General features: G+C 66.0%; 22 protein-coding genes. 15 read left to right on the top strand and 7 right to left on the bottom strand.

Going from position 1 to position 22,065, the window contains the following annotated elements; genetic code table 11:
- The first annotated feature begins 2 nt into the window (after positions 1-2).
- Positions 3-2,537, top strand: a complete 2,535-nt coding sequence (locus V3G39_01505) for an FtsX-like permease family protein (protein ID XAS76737.1) — start codon at positions 3-5, stop codon at positions 2,535-2,537.
- A 22-nt stretch (positions 2,538-2,559) separates the two neighbouring features.
- On the top strand, positions 2,560-3,252 hold the full coding sequence (locus V3G39_01500) for a VC0807 family protein (GenBank protein ID XAS76736.1): 693 nt from the start codon (positions 2,560-2,562) through the stop codon (positions 3,250-3,252).
- Here the strand turns inward: V3G39_01500 and V3G39_01495 are convergent.
- Positions 3,234-4,757, bottom strand: a complete 1,524-nt coding sequence (locus V3G39_01495; protein ID XAS76735.1) for an MFS transporter — start codon at positions 4,755-4,757, stop codon at positions 3,234-3,236. The genes V3G39_01500 and V3G39_01495 overlap by 19 nt on opposite strands.
- Before the next feature lie 296 nt (positions 4,758-5,053).
- Between V3G39_01495 and V3G39_01490 the strand changes: the two genes are divergently transcribed.
- From V3G39_01490 to V3G39_01480, 3 genes are all read left to right on the top strand, one after another.
- Complete coding sequence (locus V3G39_01490; GenBank protein XAS76734.1) at positions 5,054-6,253, top strand: ATP-binding protein; 1,200 nt, start codon at positions 5,054-5,056, stop codon at positions 6,251-6,253.
- A 61-nt stretch (positions 6,254-6,314) separates the two neighbouring features.
- Entirely contained in the window at positions 6,315-7,031 is a 717-nt protein-coding gene (locus V3G39_01485) for a trimeric intracellular cation channel family protein (protein XAS76733.1), read from the top strand.
- Positions 7,032-7,208: 177 nt separating this feature from the next.
- Positions 7,209-8,276, top strand: coding sequence for a hypothetical protein (locus tag V3G39_01480; GenBank protein XAS76732.1), 1,068 nt, complete (start codon positions 7,209-7,211; stop codon positions 8,274-8,276).
- Between the two features lie 96 nt (positions 8,277-8,372).
- Here the strand turns inward: V3G39_01480 and V3G39_01475 are convergent, their stop codons facing one another.
- Complete coding sequence (locus tag V3G39_01475; protein XAS78273.1) at positions 8,373-8,684, bottom strand: hypothetical protein; 312 nt, start codon at positions 8,682-8,684, stop codon at positions 8,373-8,375.
- Here V3G39_01475 and V3G39_01470 point away from each other — a divergent pair.
- From V3G39_01470 to V3G39_01460, 3 genes are all read left to right on the top strand, one after another.
- Entirely contained in the window at positions 8,589-8,858 is a 270-nt protein-coding gene (locus V3G39_01470) for a transposase family protein (protein ID XAS76731.1), read from the top strand. The genes V3G39_01475 and V3G39_01470 overlap by 96 nt on opposite strands.
- On the top strand, positions 8,807-9,880 hold the full coding sequence (locus V3G39_01465) for an ISL3 family transposase (protein XAS76730.1): 1,074 nt from the start codon (positions 8,807-8,809) through the stop codon (positions 9,878-9,880). Before V3G39_01470 ends, V3G39_01465 begins: the two co-directional genes overlap by 52 nt.
- Positions 9,881-10,068: 188 nt before the next feature.
- On the top strand, positions 10,069-11,448 hold the full coding sequence (locus tag V3G39_01460; protein ID XAS76729.1) for a DUF222 domain-containing protein: 1,380 nt from the start codon (positions 10,069-10,071) through the stop codon (positions 11,446-11,448).
- Positions 11,449-11,504: 56 nt separating this feature from the next.
- Here the strand turns inward: V3G39_01460 and V3G39_01455 are convergent, their stop codons facing one another.
- Positions 11,505-12,191, bottom strand: coding sequence for a Pr6Pr family membrane protein (locus V3G39_01455; protein XAS76728.1), 687 nt, complete (start codon positions 12,189-12,191; stop codon positions 11,505-11,507).
- A gap of 112 nt (positions 12,192-12,303) precedes the next feature.
- Here V3G39_01455 and V3G39_01450 point away from each other — a divergent pair, with 112 nt between their 5' ends.
- The gene (locus tag V3G39_01450; protein XAS76727.1) at positions 12,304-12,735 is read left to right on the top strand and encodes a VOC family protein; all 432 of its coding nucleotides are present in this window, start codon (positions 12,304-12,306) and stop codon (positions 12,733-12,735) included.
- A gap of 15 nt (positions 12,736-12,750) precedes the next feature.
- Positions 12,751-13,476 (top strand): metallophosphoesterase, encoded by a 726-nt coding sequence (locus tag V3G39_01445; GenBank protein XAS76726.1) that lies wholly within the window; start codon positions 12,751-12,753, stop codon positions 13,474-13,476.
- A 20-nt stretch (positions 13,477-13,496) separates the two neighbouring features.
- Here the strand turns inward: V3G39_01445 and V3G39_01440 are convergent, their stop codons facing one another.
- Together V3G39_01440 and V3G39_01435 are read right to left on the bottom strand one after the other, a co-directional pair.
- On the bottom strand, positions 13,497-14,327 hold the full coding sequence (locus V3G39_01440) for a MarR family transcriptional regulator (GenBank protein ID XAS76725.1): 831 nt from the start codon (positions 14,325-14,327) through the stop codon (positions 13,497-13,499).
- A 64-nt stretch (positions 14,328-14,391) separates the two neighbouring features.
- Entirely contained in the window at positions 14,392-15,342 is a 951-nt protein-coding gene (locus tag V3G39_01435; GenBank protein ID XAS76724.1) for an MBL fold metallo-hydrolase, read from the bottom strand.
- A gap of 64 nt (positions 15,343-15,406) precedes the next feature.
- Between V3G39_01435 and V3G39_01430 the strand changes: the two genes are divergently transcribed.
- Entirely contained in the window at positions 15,407-16,633 is a 1,227-nt protein-coding gene (locus V3G39_01430; GenBank protein ID XAS76723.1) for an MFS transporter, read from the top strand.
- A gap of 52 nt (positions 16,634-16,685) precedes the next feature.
- On the opposite strand, the gene V3G39_01425 is transcribed toward V3G39_01430, so the two are convergent.
- A complete protein-coding gene (locus V3G39_01425) occupies positions 16,686-17,177 on the bottom strand; it encodes a universal stress protein (GenBank protein ID XAS76722.1) in 492 nt (163 codons plus the stop codon).
- A 386-nt stretch (positions 17,178-17,563) separates the two neighbouring features.
- The gene (locus V3G39_01420; GenBank protein XAS76721.1) at positions 17,564-18,028 is read right to left on the bottom strand and encodes a universal stress protein; all 465 of its coding nucleotides are present in this window, start codon (positions 18,026-18,028) and stop codon (positions 17,564-17,566) included.
- A gap of 174 nt (positions 18,029-18,202) precedes the next feature.
- On the opposite strand from V3G39_01420, the gene V3G39_01415 reads away from it, so the two are divergent.
- Genes V3G39_01415 through V3G39_01400 form a run of 4 tightly spaced genes read left to right on the top strand, consistent with a single transcriptional unit; the run spans position 18,203 to position 21,999 of the window.
- Complete coding sequence (locus tag V3G39_01415) at positions 18,203-19,321, top strand: histidine kinase (protein ID XAS78156.1); 1,119 nt, start codon at positions 18,203-18,205, stop codon at positions 19,319-19,321.
- Positions 19,318-20,097: a LytTR family DNA-binding domain-containing protein gene (locus tag V3G39_01410; GenBank protein XAS76720.1), complete on the top strand. Its 780-nt coding sequence runs from the start codon at positions 19,318-19,320 to the stop codon at positions 20,095-20,097. Before V3G39_01415 ends, V3G39_01410 begins: the two co-directional genes overlap by 4 nt.
- A gap of 10 nt (positions 20,098-20,107) precedes the next feature.
- Positions 20,108-20,506: a hypothetical protein gene (locus V3G39_01405; GenBank protein XAS76719.1), complete on the top strand. Its 399-nt coding sequence runs from the start codon at positions 20,108-20,110 to the stop codon at positions 20,504-20,506.
- The gene (locus V3G39_01400; GenBank protein XAS76718.1) at positions 20,503-21,999 is read left to right on the top strand and encodes a cation acetate symporter; all 1,497 of its coding nucleotides are present in this window, start codon (positions 20,503-20,505) and stop codon (positions 21,997-21,999) included. The genes V3G39_01405 and V3G39_01400 overlap by 4 nt, the downstream gene beginning before the upstream one ends.
- Positions 22,000-22,065: the final 66 nt, after the last annotated feature.

Here is a 22,065-nt window from a genome sequence, read left to right as displayed (position 1 = left end):
ACGTGGCCAAACGTCCGATGCGGCGGGTATCGGTCCGAAACCTACGCGCGCACAAGGTGCGGTTGATCCTGACCGTGTTGTCGGTTGTGCTGGGCACCGCATTCGTGACGGGATCATTCGTCTTCACCGACACCCTGAAGGCCAGTTTCACCGGCATCTTCGACAACGCCTACAAGGGCATCGCAACGCATGCTGCTGCGGCGAACAGTTACGACCCGGGCGTTGCGTTCAGCGATATCACGAAGATCCGCAGCGTGCAGGGAGTCGACCGGGTCGCGCCGAGCGTCGAGCGCTCTGCGGTCCTGGTCGGGCCTGACGGCACCAAGGTCGAGACGGGCGGTGCGCCCAGCATCGCCGACCTCTACGCCCCCGCTCCAGATCAGATCGGCGACCCCACGAGGTTCGTCGCCGGCGCCGCCCCCAATCAGGTCGGTCAGCTGGTCCTCAACTCCGGTGCAGCGAAGAAGGGCGGCATCAAGGTCGGTGACACAGTGCGGATCGTGCTGTCGGACGGGCCGGTGACCTCGCTGACCGTGAGCGGCATCTATGCGACGAAAACCGAGACCGGCGGTTACATCGGGATGCTGCTGAACAAGACGCAGGCGGTACAGCTGCTGTCGGACGGCACGCATTACCGGGCGGTCGACATCTCTGCCAAACCCGGTGTGACAGAAGAGGTGCTGACCGCGAGGGTGCGGGCGGCGCTGCCCTCCAACGTGAGTGTCGAGACCGGTACGAAGCTGCGTGACGACACCAACAACGGCATCCAGACTGCGCTGTCGTTCATCAACTACATCCTGCTCGCGTTCGGATTCATCGCACTGATCGTCGGCACCTTCATCATCTACAACACCTTCTCGATGATCGTCGCGCAGCGGCTGCGGGAGTTGGCGCTGCTGCGGGCTGTGGGCGCGAGCCGTAAGCAGGTACGCCGCTCGGTGCTGGTAGAGGCGCTGCTGACCGGCATCATCGGCAGTCTGGTCGGCATCGTCGCCGGAATCGGGTTGGCGATCGGGCTGCGCTCGTTGCTCAACACGTTCGGTGTCGGCCTGCCGACGGGCGCCCTCGTGCTGCAGGCCCGCACACTGATCGTTGCGCTCGTGCTCGGTATCGGCGTGACCTTGCTGTCGGCGTACATCCCGGCGCGGCGGGCATCGTTGATCGCGCCGGTAGAAGCGATGCGTGAGGAGTTCAGCCAGCCTTCGACGTCCAGTTCGACGCGTCGCACCATCATCGGGCTGGGGCTGCTCTTCCTCGGGGTGGTGCTCACGGGCCTCGGCGCCGCCTCGACCGACACCGGCACCGGTGCCTCTTTGCTGGGGATCGGCCTGCTCGGGGTGGGTGGCGCGGCGCTGATGCTCTCGCCGGTGCTGGCGAAGGTGATCATCCCGCCGATCGGCTGGTTGGTCGGCAGGCCCTTTGGGCGACCCGGCACGCTGGCCCCGGCCAATGCGACCCGTAACCCGCGGCGCACGGCGGCCACGGCCTTCGCGCTCACCCTCGGGTTGTTGATCGTCAGCGGTATCGCGGTCATCGGTGCTTCGGCCAAGGGCAGCGTCGGTCAGCTCTTCGACAACAACGTGCGGGCCGACCTGGTGTTGACGACGCAACAGCAGTTGCTGCTGCCGCAACGCGCGATCGACGCGGCGGCGAAGGTGTCCGGTGTTGCGTCGATGACGACGTTCCACCCGGCGGCGGGGCTGCTGGACGGCGGCCTGGAGACCGGCAGCGGCGTCGACGGTCCGCTGCAGACGGTGCTCGACATCAAACCCGTGCAGGGCAGCATCTCGCCGACCGGCAGCAACATCGTCGCGAGCCAGACCTTCGCCCGCAATCAGGGGTGGGCGATCGGCTCCACGCATACGCTGTCCCGCCCGGGGCAGGGCAGCGTGAAGCTGACGTTGACCGGTATCTACACCGACAGCCAACTCGCCGGTCCGTGGATCGTCAGCGGCGCGACCTACCGGGCGGTGACACCGGCCAAACAACAGGGCGGCATCGTCGGGTTGATCCGCATCGATCCGGGCGCTGATCTGAGCGCCGTACAGGGGCGGGTACAGGCGGCCACCAAGTCCTATTACGTGGTGTCGGTCAGTACCCGCGCCGAGTTCAAGGGGCAGATCGCCAGCCAGGTCAACAACCTGCTCGGGCTGCTCTACGGGCTGCTCGCCCTCGCCATCGTGATCGCGATCCTCGGCATCATCAACACCCTCGCGCTGTCAGTGGTGGAGCGACGCCGCGAGATCGGGATGATGCGCGCAGTCGGGATGTTGCGCCGACAGGTACGTCGGACGATCTACCTCGAGTCGTTCCTGATTGCGGTGTTCGGAGCGCTGCTGGGGTTGGTGCTCGGGATCGTCTACGGAGTGCTCTTCACCCGACTGTTGAAGGACCAGGGATTGAAAGTGCTGGTGGTGCCGTGGGGGCAGGCGTTGACCTTCCTGGTGGTGGCCGGAATTGTCGGGGTGCTGGCGGCGTTGTGGCCAGGTGTACGTGCAGCGCGGACACCACCGTTGGCAGCAATTTCCGAAGCGTGAGCTGAGGACTAAGGAAGAACTAGTGAAAACGCCGTTCGATGAGCAGATGGCGCAGGGTGGGCAGTACGCGCCGTCGCTGCAGATGAGCGGGCTGCTGCGCACCCTCGGCACTGACCTGGTGATCCCATTCGGCGGTTACTACCTGGCGCGCGCGATCGGCGTCGGCGTCACCGCCTCGCTGCTGGCCTCGACCGTCCTAGCCATGCTTCGGCTGGTGTGGCTGGCCTTGCGTCAAGGGAAGGTGGACGCTTTTGCGGGCTTCCTGTTGTTCTTGTTCTCCGGCGGGTTGGCGCTGTCACTGGTTACCGGCGACCCGCGGTACCTGCTGCTCAAAAGTGCGGCCCTGACGGTGTTGTCCGGGTTGGTCTTCCTGGGGTCCGTCGCACTGCGCCGCCCGCTCACCTTCGCTGTCGCACGGCGGCTGACGGTCGAGGACGAGCAGGCCAGCGCGGAGTTGACGCGCGGCTGGGAGGTCTCACCGGCGTTCCGTCAGGGGTTCTACCTGATGGGGCTGGTGTGGGGTGTGGCGCTGGTGCTGTCCGGGGTCGCGCAGATCTGGCTGGTCCTGCTGCTCAGCCTGGATGAGTCGGTGGCAGTCACGAACGTGCTGGCACTGGCTGTCTTCGCGGTGTGCGGCGGTTGGAACGTGTGGTTCATCGAGCACGCCCGGAATCTGGCCCGCGCCGCTGCGGAACCTCAACCCGAAATGGTGTGAAGGCGCGACCGCGACGGCGTTGTCCGCTCTGGTGCGTCCTCGACCGCTCGGTGTTTGGCAGGCCGGACGAACGGGCGCATGAGCGCAAAGACGACGATCGCCCCGGCGACGAAGATCGAGGCGGACACCATGAAGGCGACGCTGTAGCCGTGCACCACCGCGCTGGACTCCGCGGAGCTACCAGTGCGTGACCCGAGGTAGGACGTGGTGGCGTTGGCAGCGATGGTGCTGAGCAGGGCGGTGCCGATCGACCCGCCCACCTGCTGCATCGTGTTGACCATGGCCGAGGCGATTCCCGCTTCACTGCGAGCGACTCCGACGGTCGCAGTGTTGATCGATGGGGCGAAGATGAGGCCGAAGCCCAGGCCCATCACCGGCAGCGCCGGCAGAATGTGAACTGCATAACCGGAGGACGGGCCGATCCTGCTCAGGTAGAACATCCCGACTGCCCCGAGCGCCATGCCGGTGGTGATCAGCGCCCGGGCACCCACGAGCGGTAGCAGCTTGATGTTGGACAGCGTCGAGCCGAGAAGGATGAAGACCACCATCGGAAGGAAGGCCAGACCGGTCTGCACCGGACTGAAGCCTCTGGTCAGCTGCAGGTAGTAGGTCAGGAAGAGGAAGACCGCGAAAATCGCGATGGCCGACATACCGATGGCCAGGTACGCGCCACCTCGGGTGCGGTCGAGCACCACATGCAGTGGCAGCAGGGGGTGGGCGACGCGCTGTTCGATCAGGACGAACGCCACCAGGAGGAGCGCGCCGATGATCAGGCTGGCCAGCGTAATGGTGTTGGTCCAGCCGTCGGTGTCGGCATGCGAGAAGCCGAAGACGATGAGAAACAGCGCGAGGGCGCCGGTGGCCGAGCCCATGACGTCGATCTTCGGACGATGTTCCGGGACCTCGTTGCGGATGCGCAGCAGCGCGCCGGTCACGGCGACCGCAGCGAACAGCAGGTTGACGTAGAAGCACCAGCGCCAGGACAGGTGCTCGGTAAGGAACCCGCCGAGCAGCAGCCCGACCGCACCACCACCGCCGGCAACCGCGCCGAAGACGCCGAACGCCTTACCGCGTTCGGCGGGGTTCTGAAAGGCATTCGTCAGGGTCGACAACGCCGCCGGAGCGAGGATGGCACCGAACACGCCCTGCAGCGCCCGCGAGGAGACAAGCACAGCAAATGAATCGGCCGCGCCACCGACAGCCGAGGCGAGCGCGAAACCGATCAAGCCACCGACGAAGGTCCATTTGCGGCCGAAGATGTCGCTGATCCGGCCGCCGAGCAGCAGCAGGCTACCGAACGCAAGGGCGTACGCCGTGACGATCCACTGTCGGTCGCTCGATGCGAAGCCGAGGTCCTTCTGTGCGGACGGGAGGGCGATGTTGACGATCGTGGAGTCGAGCACAACCATCAGCTGTGCCGTCGCGACAATCACCAGAATCGTCCAGCGGTTGTCGTGTTGGTGGTCGGCGTCCCGTTGGGCGCTGTTCTTGCTGGCGCTGGTCATGAAGTCCTTCTTGCTGGAGGCTTCGCGATCCGCGCTGAGCAACACGAGGTGAGGGCGTCGAACGCAGAGATCTCAATGAGGTGTGGGCAGACTGGCCATCGGCGAGCGGCCCAGCTGATTGATCGGCCCAATTTAGTTGAATTGGAGCCTACGTCGACGCGTAGCGTGGGTGCGACGGGGGGTCGACTGCAGGTGTAGCCCGCGATGGCAGAGCTGAATCTTGGCGAGGGGAGGCATCGATGCGACACGCTAAGGATGTATCAGGGAAATGCTAGAGACCGGCATACAGTCCGATCGTGGATCCGATACGTAACCCCTACGCGCCTGGCGCCGGTCAGCGACCACCCGAACTGGCCGGCAGGGACGGCGAGCTCGACACCTTCTCGGTCGTGCTGGAACGGGTATCGCGGGGGCGTCCGGAGCGCTCGATCGTGCTGACCGGGCTACGCGGCGTGGGCAAGACGGTGTTACTGAATGCGTTGCGCTCGGCGGCAGTTCGCGCGAAGTGGGGCACCGGAAAGTGGGAAGCACGCCCGGACCAGCGGCTGCGACGTCCGATCAGTGCGGCGCTGCATGTGGCGGTGCGCGAGTTGGGACATCCGCAGAGCGATGACGTGCAGCAGGTGCTGGGCATCATCAAGGCGTTCGCGCAGCGTGACACCCCGCCGGGCGCGAAGCTGCGGGAGAAGTGGAACCCGGGCATCGACGCGCCGGCACTGTCCGGTCGAGCCGATTCCGGCGATATCGAGATCGATCTGGTCGAGTTGCTGACCGACGTGGGCGGGCTCGCGGCGGACGTCGGTCGCGGGATAGCGCTGTTCGTGGATGAGATGCAGGACCTGCACCCTGACGACGTGTCAGCGTTGTGCGCGGCGTGTCATGAGATCAGCCAGGCGGGGCTGCCGGTGATCGTGGTGGGTGCGGGGTTACCGCACCTGCCGTCAGTGCTGAGTGCGTCGAAGTCCTACTCCGAGAGGCTGTTCCGGTACGCGCGCATCGACCGCCTGCCGCGCGCAGCTGCGGACAGGGCGTTGCAGTCGCCCGCGCATGAAGAGGACGCAGCGTTCGAGCAGGATGCTCTCGACGCGATGTACGAAGTGACCGGCGGCTACCCGTACTTCATCCAGGCGTACGGCAAGGTCGCCTGGGATCTGGCCCCGTGCTCGCCGATCACCGCGGCGGACGTGCGCGTTGCGGCGCCGGAGGCGGACGCCGAGCTGGCGGTGGGCTTCTTCGGGTCACGTTACGAACGGGCCACGCCGGGGGAGCGGGAGTATCTACGCGGAATGGCCGACGCAGCCGGTCTCGCCGACGATTCCGACGCGGTCGAGTCGGTGACCACAGCGGCAGTGGCCGACGTGCTGGACCGCAAACCGCAGTCGCTCTCACCGGCGCGGGATGCGCTGTTGAAGAAGGGGCTGATCTACTCCGGCGAACGCGGTCGTATCGCTTTCACTGTGCCCCACTTCGGCCGCTACCTGCGCTCGCAGACTTGACCAACCGCCGCAGGCAGCGTAATTCCCTGAATGAAAGAGGCACGTTGTGCATGTTGACGGTGTGACCGAGGTCTTTCGGGTGCTGGATCTCAGCGGTGTCTTCGCCAACGCCGTACTGGGCGGGCTCATCGCCCGCCAGGAGAAGCTGGACCCGATCGGTTTCGCGACGCTCGCGGTGCTCTCGGGACTGGGTGGCGGGGTATTGCGCGATGTCCTGCTGCAAACTGGTCCACCGGCGGCGCTGACCGACAACGCATACCTGCTCACTGCCTTTGCGGGCGCCGGCGTGAGCTATCTCGCCAACGTCGAGGGCATCACGTGGTCGCGGATCTGGCCCGTCGTCGACGCTGTTGCGCTGGGGTGTTGGGCCAGCACCGGTGCCGCGAAGTCCCTTGCCGTCGGGCTCGGCTGGCTGCCGGCAGTGCTCCTCGGCGTTATTACAGCAGTGGGTGGTGGAGCGGTCCGCGACGTCGTTCTGCGGCGGGTGCCGGGCATCCTCGGGGGCAGCACGTTGTACGCGACTGCAGCGATTGCCGGTGCCGGCGTGCTGACCTATCTGTCCACTCGGGGCTACATGACGCAGGGCTCGATCGCGGGGACGCTCGTCGGAGCGGGGCTGTGCCTACTCGCCCGTTGGCGCGGCTGGATCCTGCCCAGCGCTGATGCGTGGTCGCCCGGAAGAGTCGTGCCGGCGCGGTATCGCAAACGAATCAAGAGGCGGGTCGCTCATCGGCGGGTCATCGCGCCCGTGAAGAGCCCTCCCGAGGAAAGAATCTGATGATTTAAACAGCGCGGGCCGCTGTCCTCACGAGAAATGATTGGTAGCCTCCTAGATCACATGCCTGCATTCATCCTGTGACGTGAGTGTCCAAGCACTGAACGCGTCGGTGGGGTGGCGGGTTGAACGTGAGTGCTCGACGGTTCGGTCGGGCCGACAATGACGAGGGAGGCTGCCTTGTTCGATCAGGCACTGGCAGAACTGGACGTTGACGAGTTTTGGCGCAAGGGGTACGCAATTCTCCCTGACGCCTATACCGACGAAGAGGTCGAGCGGATGCGGTCGCAGGTGCGGGAGCACTGCGGCGGCGGGGGCGGAGAGTTGTCGACCTCACCGATGCGGCACGTGCTGGCCGACGGGCGGATGGCATCTGTTGCCAAGAAACTGCTGAACGTCGATCGCGTGCTGTACGGCGGTGACAGCTCGGCCACCATCAACGGCGTGATCCGTGCGTGGCACAAGGACAACACCGATCGTGAAGATCCGGCCGCACCTGACTGGGACGACCGCTACACGCAGCTTCGCTTCGGCATCTATCTGCAAGACCACACCGAGCACACCGGGGGTCTCAACCTCAAGGTCGGCTCCCAGGACATCTGCGACCTGGAGACCGGTCCGACGATCTACTGCAAGAACAACCCCAACGACCTGTTGGTGTGGAGCATGAGAATGACCCACTCGGGTGCGGGCACCCTGCTGAAGGACCCGGACGCGCGTTTCCCGGAACCACGTGAGTGGAATCAATTCCCCGCAGATGAGATCGCTCCCGCCCACGCCGAGCGGATGGCGGTCTTCGCCCACCTCGGCGCCGATGACAAGCACGGTCGTCGTTACCTGGACTACCTCAAGACCCGCACGTACATGGTCAATGCCTGGCGCAAGCGCCCGTTCACACCAGAGATCGTCGCCGATCTGGAGTCGGCAGGAATCGTCGTGCGGGACATGCCCGCCGAGGTCAAGGACGACAAACGGGCCGGTCTGTCAAAGCTGTGGGCACCGTTCTGGTACCCGGGCATTGTCGCGCCGGAGCCGGTAGCCGCGCCTGCTGCGGCCGCACCTGCTCCAGCTGCACCACCTGCACCCCCGGCGCCTGCTGCTGTGGTGCGCCCAGCTCCGAGTCAGGCGTTGGTGCCTCGATACGGTCGCGCCGTCAAACGCCGGTTGCGAGGGGTCACCACCGGGGCCAAGGCCGGCTGGTACGACGCTGAGCCGAACGCGAAGAAGGCAGCTCGCGCCGGTCGCTGAGCAAATCGCTTGTGTTTGACGGTGTGCCCGGACCTGACAAGGTCCGGGCACACCGTCGTTTCGGGCGCGTGAATTCGACGGGACAACCGGCCAGAGCTATGAAAGACAAATAAGCTCTTCGGATCTGAGCGTGGTTGAGGTGTTCGGCGTGCCTGTTCGGGGGTGAGGGTCGAGGCCTTCAGGATCGGGAGCGACCAAGCTGCCCGACGAACTGAAGACCTCGACACGAATGACGGTACGTGTTGCTCGAGCCTGGGCTGGTGTGCTCGGGCCGATGCCCTGCTCAATCTGCCCGGTTTCCCTGTCCTTGCCGTGGTTCATGAGGATCCTGGCCGGGTTGTGGTGAGCATCGAAACCGATACTGATATCGGCGGGTGCCCGTCCTGCGGGGTGGTCGCGGTCGGTCACGGGCGGCGGGTCCATACCGTTGCGGACGCGCCGTTTTTCGGGGCGAGCACCCTCCTGGCGTGGCGTAAACGGATCTGGCGTGGCGTAAACGGATCTGGCGGTGCGCCGAACCGTCCTGCCCGGTGGGCACGTTCCGCGAACACCATGAGGTCATCGCGCCGCGGGCGAAGCTGACGACCCGGGCTATCCGTTGGGCCACTGATGCGCTGGAACACGACGACACGACGGTGTCAGCGTTGGCTCGTCACCTTGGTGTGGACTGGCACACCCTGTGGGACCGCATCGAGATCGAAGCCACCAGCAGGCTCGCCGACCCGTCCCGCCTGGACGGGGTCAGTGTCCTGGGCGTCGATGAACACATTTGGCGCCCTTCCAAGATTGGGGACGCGAACCGGGCCGTGACCGGGATGGTCGACCTCACCCGCGATGAACACGGCCGCCTGCACTCCCGGTTATTAGATGTCGTACCCGGCCGTACCGGCACCGCCTACGCCAGCTGGCTCAAACAACAGGACCCGGCGTTTATTGCCGGGGTGAAACAAGCATCCCTGGACCCATTCCGCGGGTACGCCTACGCGATCCGCGACGAACTCCCCGACGCCGTCGCGGTCCTGGACGCGTTCCACGTCGTCAAACTCGGTACCCAAGTCCTGGACGAGGTCCGCCGCCGGGTCCAACACGACACCCTGGGGCGGCGCGGTCACAAAGACGATCCGCTGTACAAAATCCGCGGGCTGCTACGCCGCGGGTCCGAGCACCTGTCGGTCAAGCAGTTCGCCACACTCGACGCCTGCCTGCTCGCCGGGGACCCGACCTGGGAAGTGACGTTGGCGTGGCACTGCTACCAGCAGGTCCGCTCGATGTACCAAGCTGAGAAACCCACCGATGGCAGAGCGATTGCGGTCAAGGTCATCGAATCGTTCCCGACCTGTCCGATCCCCGAAGTCGCCCGCCTGGGCCGGACGCTGAGAATGTGGCGCGAGCACGTCCTGGCCCGATTCGACACCCACCGCATCAGCAACGGCGGAACCGAAGCCGTGAACCTGATCATCGAAAAGACCCGCCGCCTGGCCCACGGCTTCCACACCTTCGAGCACTACCGCCTCAGGATCCTCCTCGCAGCATCAGGAAACCACCCCTACCGAAAAACCCCCAACCACGCTGAAATCCGAAGAGCCGACAAAAACTGTCAATAATTAGAACTTGATGTGTGGATAACTTTCCTGACCAGGCAATTTCTGGTGGGGGATGTGGATAACTTTTCCGCGAAATCTAATGTCCGGCAGACGAATTCGGTCTAGATATGCCTTGCTGAAATGATCGAACATGGTTACGATAAGTACATCAGTCCGAATCATTCCGGCGGCGTGGAAAGGGGCACAAAGTGAGTACATCAAGTATCGATACCGCGCTGGCGCCACCCCCGGAAATTGCTCCTGCTGGACCTGGAACGGGTGCGCGACTGCTCGCGGTGTTGGAAGCGTTCGTTGCGTCGCTGAGGGAGTGGCCCGGTGCGCTTCATCAGCTGAACGAAGTCGAGTTGGCGGGCGCAGTGGGGTCGCTGTTGGGGGTCGCGGGGCGCGCAGAGAATGTGGCGGCCTTGGTGGCCGCAGATGCCCTGACGCGCGGGACAGTCGACCGGTCGACGGCGACAGGCGCACCCGGCTGGGTGGCGCAGCGTGCTCGTGGGGTTGACCCGGTCGTCATCCGCCGGGTCGGTGCGGTTGCGACGCAATGTGCTCAACCGCGCAATCTGGTCGTAGCGCAAAGCCTTGCCGCAGGGTCTGCGTCGGTGTCCGCTGCGTTGGTCGCGTTACGGGAGGTGCCGCGGGTCTGCGCGCAGTTGCCGGGTGCGGACCGCGACCAGATGCTCTTGCGGTATCTCTCATTGACCGGTTTCGGGTCACGGGCATTGACCGAACTCAGCACTCGGATCATCGGTCAATTCGCTCCGGAGCAACTGGTGCGTGACGAAGAGGTCCAGCAGCGGCGCGAGTCGGTGCGCTGGTTCGAGCTGCAGTGCGGGTTGACCCGGTTCGAAGCAGATCTGTCCGCCGGGCATGCCGCGACGGTCAAACACGCGTTGCAGTTCCTGTCGGCGCCAGCGCCACAGCCCTGCCCCGAAGGTCAAGCGACTCTCAAGGGTGCGGGCAGCGCCCCCGACCGCGATCTGCGTACCCCTGCCAACCGCCGTGCGGGTGCTCTGGTGCGTCTGGTGGAAACTGCTGCCGATGTCCTGGACAGCGCCGCCGGGCGGGCTGTCGGTGAGGTCAACGGAACGGCGAAAGTGGTCGTCACCCTCGACTACAAAACGTTGCTGTCCGGCCTGCAGGAAGCGGGCAGACCGCCCACCTACCTACCGGGTGTCGGGCGCACCAGCGACGGCGACCATCTCGACCCCGGCACGCTTCGCAGGTTGGCCTGCGACGCCGACATCATCCCGATGGTCCTTGGCGGGCGGTCCGAACCACTGGACGTCGGGCGGGCCAGACGCCTCTTCACCGGCGGGCTACGCGCGGCGATCATCCACCGGGACGGCGGATGCACGTTCCCCGACTGTGATCGGCCACCGGACTGGTGCGATGCACATCATGTGAATCCGTGGTGGTGTGGCGGCGACACGAATCTCGCCAATGCAGCACTGCTCTGCGCTCGACATCACACGATCGTGCACCGTGACCTGCTCACTGCGCGGGTCGAGGCCACCGGTGTCACCTGGGATCTCACTCCTGGCCTGATGCCGTCTGTCAGAGCCGTCGCATGACAAGAGCCGTCGCATGACTACAGCACTGGTATCGCATCAGCAGCTGGGTAATCCGCCTACCGGCTGGGCTCAGGGGTAGTGGTGCGTCGACCGAGCAAGCGGTCGGCATACAGCAGCAGAGCCGAAACGCCCAGAAGCAGCACTGCAATGCCCAGGCAGTTCAAAGTGACGACGCCGTAGCCGTGCAGCCCGACATCTACGAACGGATAGGGGTACCACCCCGAGGCCGCCCCCCGAACCAGGGTGAAGGCAACCCAGGCAATGGGATAGATCAGCGATGGGAGGAAGATCCGCCAGCTGATCCGATGCCGCGGCCCGAAGGCGACCCAGCCGATGACTGCCAACAGCGGTACGACAACGTGCACGAGTTTATCCGCGACGTACGGCCCGCCACTCAGGTGCAAGATCGGGCGAAGGAAGAACCAGTGCACGATCCCGGTGACGACGATTCCCGCCATTGCGTTCAGTCGCAACACATTCCAGACACGGCCGCTCTTAGAAGGCTCCGTCGCCAAGGTGGCGCTGGTGTAGAAGACCAGCAGGTTGCTCAGGATCGTGAAGTAGCTGAAGAAACGGATCAGTCGCTCGCCGGTGCTCGGCGGCTCGGTCGCGACCAACACTGCTGCGCCGTTGATCACCAGGATGAGTTGGAAGACCAGAGCCGATCCCGTCACGGCTGCGACGAGGGCATGCCAACCTCTTGCGTAGGTCGTCGCGAACCCGCCGCGCGTTGCAGTCTGCACCCGAGAACTGTAAACCGCAGGACGAGGGCCCATCAGTGATTCCTGATCGGCACGCAGCCGGTCTCGTCGGCATTGGCTGGCATGGCACAGCTTGCGAGGCAATAGTGCTCGTATGACGTCTGCGACCCTGCCGCCCTTCCACCTCGCCATCCCCGTGCACGACATCGAGTCGGCCCGACGTTTCTACGGTGAGGTACTGGGCTTCGCGCGTGGTCGCTCGGCCGAGCGTTGGACGGACTGGAACATGTCCGGTCACCAGTTCGTCACCCATCAGGTCGACGGGCTGCGCAATGCCGTGGCGGGGACCAACGCGGTCGATGGGCACGAGGTGCCAGTCCCGCATTTCGGCCTCGTACTCGATGTCGACGACTTCCACGCCATGGCGACACGGCTGCGTGCGGCGGGCACCGAGTTCGTCATCGAGCCCTACCTGCGTTTCGAAGGCGAACCCGGTGAGCAGTGGACGATGTTCTTCCTGGACCCCTCGGGTAACGCGATGGAGTTCAAGGCGTTCCGCGACATCACCCAGCTCTTCGCGGTCTGAGCGGGCTGCCGGCATATGACTCGTCTGCTGCAGCTGTCCGACACTCACCTGCTAGGCCCTGGGTCGGTGTCGCCGCACCCGGGCATCGACCCGGAGGCGAGGCTGGTCGCGGTGTTGGAAGCCGCGAGATCCTACGGGCCGTATGACGCCGTCGTCCTCACCGGTGACATCGCGGACGATGCATCGCTGGAGGCCGTCCGCCGGGTCCGGCAGCTGGTCGAGCCGGTCGCCCCGGTTCTCCTCGCCGTGCCGGGCAACCACGACGACACCGACATCGTTCGTACCGTATTCGGGTCGGCTCCGGCAACGCTGGGGAAGTGGAGCATTCGCGGCGCCGTGACCAACGTGCCCGGTGAGATCGCCGGGCGTGCCGACGACATTCTGCGGGTCCTGCAGGCTTGCGACGGCCCGACGGTCATGCTCATGCACCACCCGCTCCGCTCACGCAGCACCCATCCGTGGTTCACCCTTGCCGGTGCCGATGAGCTGGAGCAACGCCTCTGCGAGCACGGGCAGCCGCTGATCCTGCTGAGCGGTCACCTGCACGAAGCGTTCGAGGACTCGATCGGCGACGTGCGGTTGTACGGCGGGCCGGCCACTTTCTACGGCATCGCGCACGACGGGGAAGGCTGGACGCCGCACGGTGCGCCGACCGGTGCGCTGGTGATAGATCTCGGCGACAACAACAGTGACAGCAACAGTGACAGCGGCACGAGCACAACGCATCTCGTACGCGCCTGAGCGGCGCTGCCTGAGGACCGCTAGCTGCGGACCAGTGGCGCGCCGAACCGAATGAGGTTGCGGTCGGGGTCGAGGTGGGCGCCCTCGCGCATGTCGTAGTCGGTGTCGACGGGTGGGATGGTCTCACCGCCGATCCCTGGGGAGCTCCATTGCGCGGCGAGGGCGTCGGCGTCGGACACATAGAGGTAGACGGCGTTGTTGTTGGTGGCCGGGTCCAGGTCGGGCACCGCGTTGAAATGGATGCCGACACCATCACGCTGCCCGAATCCGTATCCACCGTCGGGGTAGGGCTCGACACGGAATCCCAGTGTTGCGTAGTGCTCCAGCGAGCGTTCGACATCGGTCACCGGAAAGACCGGAGCAACGCGCATCAGCCGCACAGGCTGCTCCTGCGGCGCGCTTTGCGCCGCACTACCCGGGCCGCCGAGATCGGCCAGTAGGCCGAGGGCCGCGCGTAGTTCACCGCGGGCCTGGGCCGAGAGATGGTGCGCCAGTTCGTGCTCGACCGAGCCGACACCTCTGCGCACGGCTGCTGCCGCGCCATGGCCGCGATCGGTCAACTCCAATTCGGTGCGACGTCGATCGCTCGGGTGGGGGTGGCGCTCCAGGTACCCGCGGACCACGAGCGTGTCGATGAGCTGACTGGCGGCCTGTTTGGTGATGCCGAGGGCGTCCTGCACGGCGGTGGCCGACGATCGATCGAGGCCGGTCGCGAGCACAAAGGCACCGTTGCGGGGGACATCGTCGTAGCCGTCGCTGGTGAGTGACCGGCGCACCGATCGTGCGTAGGTGCTGCGTGCGGCGCGCAGCAGGCTGGGCATACCACGCGGTGCGGCGGAAGGAATCGACATGCCCGCACGGTAGTCCTATAACTTGTCGGTCAAGCCAGCTGACCAGGTACAGGCGGTGGCTCGGTCAGCCGATGCCGCGTAATCGACGTACCGCAGCTGCGCCCGCCAGTTTCACCTTCGCGCCGTTGCACGAGCCGATCCACAGGCTCATCGGGCTGCCCGCCACGACACCGGTCACGGTGGAGCCCCGATGTGCAAGATCGCGCAGCTGCTGCAGCTGCGCGACGGTGAGCGGCAACGGCTGCTCGTCAGCGTGGAACCGCACGCCCACCGGGTGCTCACCACCATCGGCGCTGTATTCGATGTGCCCGCCCAGGACCGACCGCAGGTGGTGCCGGTGGGCGAGTGCCAGCATCCGGTCCAGACTGTCCCGCAACGCGGTCAGGTCCTGCACGTAGAGCCGCCCGGGGTATGCGGTGTCACCGGAGAACATCAGGCCGCGTGACGGGTCGATCACTGCAATCGATCGAACATCGTGCCCCGGGACGCGGGTGACCGACAATTCACGGTCGCCCAGGTCGAACGGCACCACTGAATCGAGCGTGGCGGAATCGGGTGCGTCGAACCCGAAGAATTCCCGCACCTTTTCGACCGCTGTGCCGACGACAGTGGCGCGGTAGGGGTAGGCAGGCGAATCGCCGATGAACTGCGCGTCGCCGCGGGTGTGATCGTTGTGCCCGTGGGTGTGCGCGACCACCAGTTCATAGTCGCTCAGTCGATGCGCGGCGACCCAGTCGCCCACGATCGACCCGACGGTTGCTCCGAGCGGCATCCGCTCTGCCTCGGCGACATCGCCGGTGTCCAGCAGCAAGGCGCGCCGCGCGCCGAGGAGCAGATAGACGAATGGCGCCTCCCAGGTCGCCCGCATCGATTCGCGAAGGATGAATGTCGCGTCATCGACGCGGCGCACCTGCAGCACCGGGCCGGGAGCCGCACCCCGCCGGCACCCTCGGATCCATGGCGCATCCAGCGGTTCATCATCGAGGAAAACGCCGATCGGCAGAGACATCGTCATCACGGGATCGTCGCACGGGTGACCGTGGTCGCCATGACAGACTGGATAGGTGAACAATGCAGCGATGTCGGCATCTCGAAAGGGCCTCATAGGCATCGGTTTCGCGTTCGCGGTGACCATGGTCGGAACGACGTTGCCCACCCCGTTGTACCCGCTGTACCGCCAGCAGCTGAGTATCTCCAATCTGACGATCACCGTGATCTACGCGGTGTACGCCGCGGGAGTGCTGGTGGCCCTGCTCCTGCTCGGCGAGCTGTCCGACCGCATCGGACGGCGACCCGTACTACTTGCCGGGGTCGCGTTGTCAGCGCTTTCAGCGGTGATCTTCCTGGTGCAGGACGGACTGACGCTGCTGTTGATCGGTCGGGTGCTGTCGGGCCTGTCGGCAGGTCTGTTCACCGGCACCGCTACCGCAGCAATGGTCGAGCTGGTCGACTTCGCGGACCGGTCGCGGGCCACTTTTGCGGCCACCGTCGTCAACATGGGCGGCCTCGGTCTCGGACCGCTGCTCGCCGGGCTGGTGGCGCAGTACGTCGGGTACCCGCTACGTACGGTCTTCGTCGTCGACCTTGTCCTACTGGTGCCTGCAGCCGTCCTGCTGTGGGCCGCACCCGAAACCGTTAAAGAACGTAAAGGCTTCCGGCTGCACGTCACTCGCGTCGCCGTGCCCACCCAGGTGCGTGCCCAGTTCGTGCGTGCCTCGGTGATCGGATTTGCCGGCTTCGTCGTTCTCGGACTCTTCGGAGCCGTCATACCCTCAGCCCTTGGACAGTTGATCGGTATCCACGACCGCGCGGCCATCGGCGCGACGGTTTTCCTGATCTTCTTCGGCTCCGTCCTCGGTCAGGCCGGCGTCGAGCGGTTGTCGTTGAACCGCGCGATGGCGCTCGGGTGCCTCCTGCTCGCGGCAGGCATGGGGGTCCTAGCCACGGCGCTGGGACTGCGCTCGATGAGCCTGATCGTCGCGGCGGCAATGGTCGCCGGTATCGGCCAGGGTCTCAGTTTCCGGGCCGGTCTGATGCTGATCACGGGACCGACACCCGCCGATCAACGCGGTGAAGTCACCTCGGCACTGTTCACGGTGCTCTACGTCGGCATCTCGCTGCCCATCGTTGGTGTCGGACTTGCCGACCGAGCATGGGGGCTGCAGCACACCGGCATGGTCACCACAGGTCTGGTGGCCATCCTGGCGTTGTTGATCCTCGCCAGTTCGCTGAAGGCAGATCTGCCGGCGGCTGTGTCCTCCGAGCACACCGGCAGTCCGCACAACTCGGACCAGTCGACGAGGTAGCCCGCCTCGGGATCAACCCCCTGACGGGTGCGCACCCCGGCGTTGTCGAGCCTCAGTGGGCCGGTGGCGCGGGGGTGTCACCGTGGATGACCATGACGGGGCACTTGGAGTGTGCGGAGCACGCGGTGCTGACCGAGCCCAGCATCAGACCGACGAAGCCACCGCGTCCACGGCTGCCCACGATCAGCATTCCGGCGTCCCTACTGGCCTCGACGAGGACCGTTGCGGCGTTGCCCTCTTGCACGACGCGGTTCAATGCCGCCGGTGGGGTGTCAGCGAAGACCTCGGCGATCGTTTCGTCGAGCATCTTGGCGACCTCGCCCGAGCGATCGAAGGACGCCGGGTTGTCCATCAACCGGGGCCCGGCGGTGAAGCCGTTCAGCCGCCAGGTGGCAACGGCGTCAATGCTCGAACCGGTGGTGGATGCCACAAACGCAGCCCATCGAAGGGCCTGCTTGGACGGCTCTGAACCATCGACGCCCACAACAATGCGGCCGGTGGAAGGGGTGGTGGGCGTGTTGGTGGGAGCTTCTGGGGAGACCATGTCTATTCCTTTGCTGAAGGTCGTTGCGACAGCCAGCCAGAATACCGGAGATATTCAGACAACTATCAGAAACGGCCAGCATAGAGCCGCCGGGCGCACGCTGGGCACCGGCAGTAGGACGACGGCCACGCATCGCCCGACACCGGCCACGGCTGCCCCAGGTATGGCGCGCTCGCGCCGCACAACGCCACGTGTGTGCGACTGTCGGTCGCATGAGCCATGCCGAGTCGGTGGCTGGTGCGGGGATCCACAGTCCACCCGATACGAGGCTGTTCTGTTCGCGTTGACATGCTGACCCACTTCCTTCGGTGCGGTTGAGATTCAGTGCGGTTGAGATTCAGTGCGGTTGAGATTCAGTGCGGTTGAGATTCGGTGTGGCTGAGAATTCAGGGAGCCGGAAGCGTGGGCGGACTCTCCCCGCGTACGACCAGAACCGGGCAGGATGCGTGTGCCGTGCACGTGTGGCTGACTGATCCGAGCAGCAGACCGACGAAACCGCCGTGACCGCGACTGCCGACGACGAGCATCCGGGCGCCTGCACTCGCGTCGATCAACACCTTTGCCGCATTCCCCTCGCGCACCACCGCAGTCAATGTGGGCGGGAAGTGTTGCCCGAAGGCCTCGACGAGAGCTGCGTGCAGCTGGGTGCCCGTGTCCTTGGTCTTGTCCCATTCGACCGGCACATCGGCCCAGCCCGGCCCCGCTGCAGTCGCGGGCATCCGCCACACGGCGATGGCCTCGATGCTCGCGCCGGTCGCAGCAGCGATGAATGCGGCCCACTGCAGCGCGTGTTTACTCGGCTGCGAGCCGTCGACGCCGACCACGATCCGGTCGGTCGACTCTGTCGTCATGGTCAGTACCTCCGGTGGGTTCCCTGCCACCCGGTCCGGCGGAGGGTTGACTTCCAGCTTGTCGGAGGAGCACTGGTCCCGGCAGGGACGAAAGGCCCGACACTTTCAGCTGCCGGGTTGCGTAGTCAGCCCGGCAGCACGGGGATCGCGCCCTAGAGTGAATCGGTGGTCATCATGCGCTTGCGTCGTAGGCTCGCGCCGCTCGGTAACACCGCCGATCGCGCGGCGTTCCAGACCCTGCACACCGCCACGTTGATGACGGGTGCCTTACGGGGTGGGCTCAGTGCCGAGTCGGCAGGTGAGTCGGTCCGGCACGTGCGGAGCTTGTTGCCCGCGACAGCTGCTGCACTGACCGATACGCAGGGCCTGCTGGCCTGGGACGGCGCTGGTGAGGCTGCTCATGCTGCGGGGGCCGCCGAACTCGCGAGTCGCGTCATCCTCGATGGTGGGACGAGCGTCCACGATCACCGGTCCTTCAACTGCGAGGCGGCCGGGTGCCCGTTACGCAAGGCGGTCGTATGCCCGCTGGTGGTCCAGGACACCGTGGTCGGCACGCTGCAGGTTTTCGCCGAGAGCACCTCGGCGAGCCTGGTACGCGCGGCCACCGAGGTCGCTGCATGGATCTCCAGCCAACTGGAGCTCGCCGAGCGCGACACCTCACGGACCCGGCTGATGGAGGCCGAGGTGCGGGCGATGCGCGCACAGATCTCCCCGCACTTCGTCTACAACGCACTCAACGCAATTGCCTCGTTCGTGCGGACCGATCCCGACCGTGCCCGCGAGCTGCTGCTGGACTTCGCCGACTTCTCCCGGTATTCGCTGCAGCGTCTGGGGGAGTACACGACGCTGCAGGAGGAGTTGCGCCACGTCGAGCGCTATCTCATCCTGGAGCAGGCCCGTTTCGGCGACCGTCTGAAGGTCACTCTGCTCATCGCCCCCGAGGTGCTCACCGTGACAGTTCCAGTCCTATCGCTACAACCGCTCGTTGAGAATGCAGTGCGCCACGGCATCGCTGACAAGGTTGACGGTGGCCATATCACCATCCACGCCGAGGACCAGTCGCGCGAAGCCGTCATCTACATCGAGGACGACGGAGTGGGTGAAGATCCCGAACGGGTCCGCCGAGCGCTCGCCGGTGATGCCTCGATGGACTCCATCGGGCTCGGTAACGTCGATGCGCGGCTACGTACGGCGTACGGCGACGACTACGGCCTGGTCGTCGAGACGGCACCGGGTGCGGGCACGAAAGTCACCTTGCGGGTGCCGAAGTTCGCGGTGGGGGTGCGTCCGTGAGCGCTACCTTGCGGGCGCTGGTCGTCGACGACGAGCAGCCGGCTCGTGCAGAACTGGCCTACCTGTTGCGGCGGGACGAGCGGGTCGGTGAGATCACGGTCGCAGGATCTGCCGCGCAGGCTCTGCGGGGCCTGCGCGAAGATCCGGTCGACACGGTCTTCCTCGATATCGCGATGCCGGGGCTGGACGGACTGGAGCTTGCGGCGGTGCTGCAGCAGTTCCGCGAGCCACCGCGGGTGGTGTTCGTGACCGCACACACCGAGCACGCCGTGGAGGCATTCGAGCTGGCTGCCGTGGACTACCTGCTCAAACCGGTGCGTGAGGAGCGCCTGCGCGAGGCCGTACGCCGGGCCCTCGAAGCTCGCGATACAGGTGGCGATACAGGCAGTGATGTGAGTGGCGGCGCGGTGTCCGGTCAACTTGGCGGCGGTGATACCGACGAGACCATCCCGGTCGAGCTCGGCGGGGTCACCCGTTTTGTGCAGCGCTCCCAGGTGCGGTACGTCGAGGCGCACGGCGACTACGCCCGGTTGCACACGGCGTCCGACAGCCACCTGGTGCGACTGCCACTGACCTCACTGGAGCAGCGGTGGGCCGCCCACGGATTCCTGCGCATCCACCGCTCGGTGCTGGTCGCGCGTCGCTACATCGAGCAGGTGCGGGTCGAGGACGGACGGGCCAGCGTCGTGGTCGGGGGAGTGCTGCTGCCGGTCAGCCGGCGACACACGGCGCAGGTGCGCGAGGCGCTGCGGATGCAGTTGCCGGAGCCGCTGTGAGCAGCCTCAGATGAGTGTGCCGACCCCGTCCGATCCGCCGCGTCGGGTGCGGGTGACCAGGCCGCTGACCGGTCGTCCGCGCAGCACCACAGTCGCGTCCGAGATCGATGCCGGATCCTCGGTCGGCGAGGTCTACGTGCAGTCGCTGATGCGCGCGCAGCTGCGTCTGGCGGTGCGCACCGTCGCGATCCTGGTGCTGACGCTCGGCTCGCTTCCGCTGATCTTCGCGCTGTTCCCAGTGGCTCGACGGACCGAGGTCATCGGCGTCCCGCTGCCGTGGATCCTGCTCGGGGGGTTGGTCTACCCCTTCCTGTGGGTCCTGGGTATGTCCTACGCCTGGCGCGCGGACCGGCACGAGGCGCTCTTCAGCGAGCTGGTCGGCGAACGCGCGGGCGCGGGTGATCCGTGAGCACCTTCGTCGTGCTCGCCATCACGGCGGTGCTGCTGGTGGTGGGGTCGACCCTCGCAGTGGGCATTTTCGGATTTCGACTCTCGCGCACGACGAGTGACTTCTACGTCGCTTCACGCACCGTTGGCCCCGGACTGAACGCCTCGGCGGTGAGTGGGGAATACCTCTCTGCTGCATCGTTTCTCGGGGTGGCCGGGCTCATCCTGGCCCATGGCGTCGATGCGCTCTGGTATCCGGTCGGATGGACGGCCGGTTATCTGCTGCTGCTGGTCTTCGTCGCTGCGCCGCTGCGCCGTTCGCGGGCCTACACGCTGCCGGACTTCGCTCAGTTCCGCGTCGAGTCCCTGGTCGCGCGGCGTGTTGCGAGCGTGCTCGTGGTGCTGGTCGGCGCGTTCTACCTGGTGCCGCAACTACTCGGCGCGGGTCTCACGCTGCACGCGCTGACCGGCGCACCCGATGCTGTGGGCGCCATCGTCGTCGCACTCGTGGTCATGGTCGTCGTCGCTTCGGGTGGGATGCGCAGCATCACCATCGCGCAGGCTTTCCAGTACTGGCTGAAACTGGCGGCGCTGCTGCTACCCCTCTTCTTCCTGCTGCGGGTATGGAGCACGCGTACGGGTACCCATGGCGGGCTGCAGTCCAGCGACTGGCTGGAGCCGATGCAACGCCCCTATGACAACTACCTCATCTACTCGCTGATCCTGGCGACCTTCCTGGGCACGATGGGGCTGCCGCACGTTGTGGTGCGGTTCTACACGAACCGCGATGGGCGCTCCGCGCGGCGTACGACGGTGCGGGTGCTCGCGTTGCTCGGCGTGTTCTACCTGCTACCGACGGTGTACGGGGTGCTGGGCCGGGTCTTCGCATTCGATCTCGTCGGCAGCGGGCAGACGGACACCGTCGTGCTGGAGTTGCCGCGCCGGATGCTCGGCGGGATGGGCGCAGACCTGTTGAGCGCGCTGCTCGGGGCAGGCGCGTTTGCTGCGTTCCTGTCGACATCCTCGGGGCTGGTCGTCTCCATCGGCGGGGTGTTGGGGCAGGACCTACTGGGGCGGTGGTTCGCCGGCGTGCGTGCGTTCCGGGTCGGCGCGGTACTGACGACGGTCGGCGCGTTGATCCTGACGGTGGCCGCGACCGGGGTCGCGGTCGCGCAAGCCGTCGAGTTGGCGTTCGCGGTCGCCGCATCGACCTTCGCGCCGATGCTGCTGCTGGGCATCTGGTGGCGCGGGCTGACTGCTGCAGGAGTCATCGCAGGGTTGGTCGTGGGTGGTGGTTCGTCGGTGACCGCGGTGATCGTGGTGCTGCTGGGGCGCGAGCCCGGCGGCGCGCTCGGTGCAGTGATCAGCCAACCAGCGCTGGTCACCGTGCCGCTGGCCTTCGCCGCGATGATCGGGGTGTCACTGGCCACGCGCTCGCGGATGCCCGCGCACGTCGGACGCACGATGGTGCGGTTGCATACCCCGGAGGACCTCGACCTGGCCCGCAGCCGGTAGGGCGAGATGCACGAACGCGCGCGCTCAACAAAGCGCGCGCGTTCGCCTGACTTTCTGGCTCGGCAG

The sequence above is a fragment of the Dermatophilaceae bacterium Sec6.4 genome (assembly GCA_039636865.1).
GTDB lineage: Bacteria > Actinomycetota > Actinomycetes > Actinomycetales > Dermatophilaceae > Allobranchiibius.
This window is presented reverse-complemented; position numbering and strand designations above follow the sequence as displayed.

Bases quoted from the DNA above. Each gene is read 5' to 3' on its own strand.
- V3G39_01450 (XAS76727.1), top strand. From the start codon at position 12,304: ATGACGTCTGCGACCCTGCCGCCCTTCCACCTCGCCATCCCCGTGCAC.
- V3G39_01440 (XAS76725.1), bottom strand. From the start codon at position 14,327: ATGTCGATTCCTTCCGCCGCACCGCGTGGTATGCCCAGCCTGCTGCGC.
- V3G39_01425 (XAS76722.1), bottom strand. From the start codon at position 17,177: ATGGTCTCCCCAGAAGCTCCCACCAACACGCCCACCACCCCTTCCACC.
- V3G39_01420 (XAS76721.1), bottom strand. From the start codon at position 18,028: ATGACGACAGAGTCGACCGACCGGATCGTGGTCGGCGTCGACGGCTCG.
- V3G39_01435 (XAS76724.1), bottom strand. From the start codon at position 15,342: ATGACGATGTCTCTGCCGATCGGCGTTTTCCTCGATGATGAACCGCTG.
- V3G39_01405 (XAS76719.1), top strand. From the start codon at position 20,108: ATGAGTGTGCCGACCCCGTCCGATCCGCCGCGTCGGGTGCGGGTGACC.
- V3G39_01445 (XAS76726.1), top strand. From the start codon at position 12,751: ATGACTCGTCTGCTGCAGCTGTCCGACACTCACCTGCTAGGCCCTGGG.
- V3G39_01495 (XAS76735.1), bottom strand. From the start codon at position 4,757: ATGACCAGCGCCAGCAAGAACAGCGCCCAACGGGACGCCGACCACCAA.
- V3G39_01430 (XAS76723.1), top strand. From the start codon at position 15,407: ATGTCGGCATCTCGAAAGGGCCTCATAGGCATCGGTTTCGCGTTCGCG.
- V3G39_01415 (XAS78156.1), top strand. From the start codon at position 18,203: ATGCGCTTGCGTCGTAGGCTCGCGCCGCTCGGTAACACCGCCGATCGC.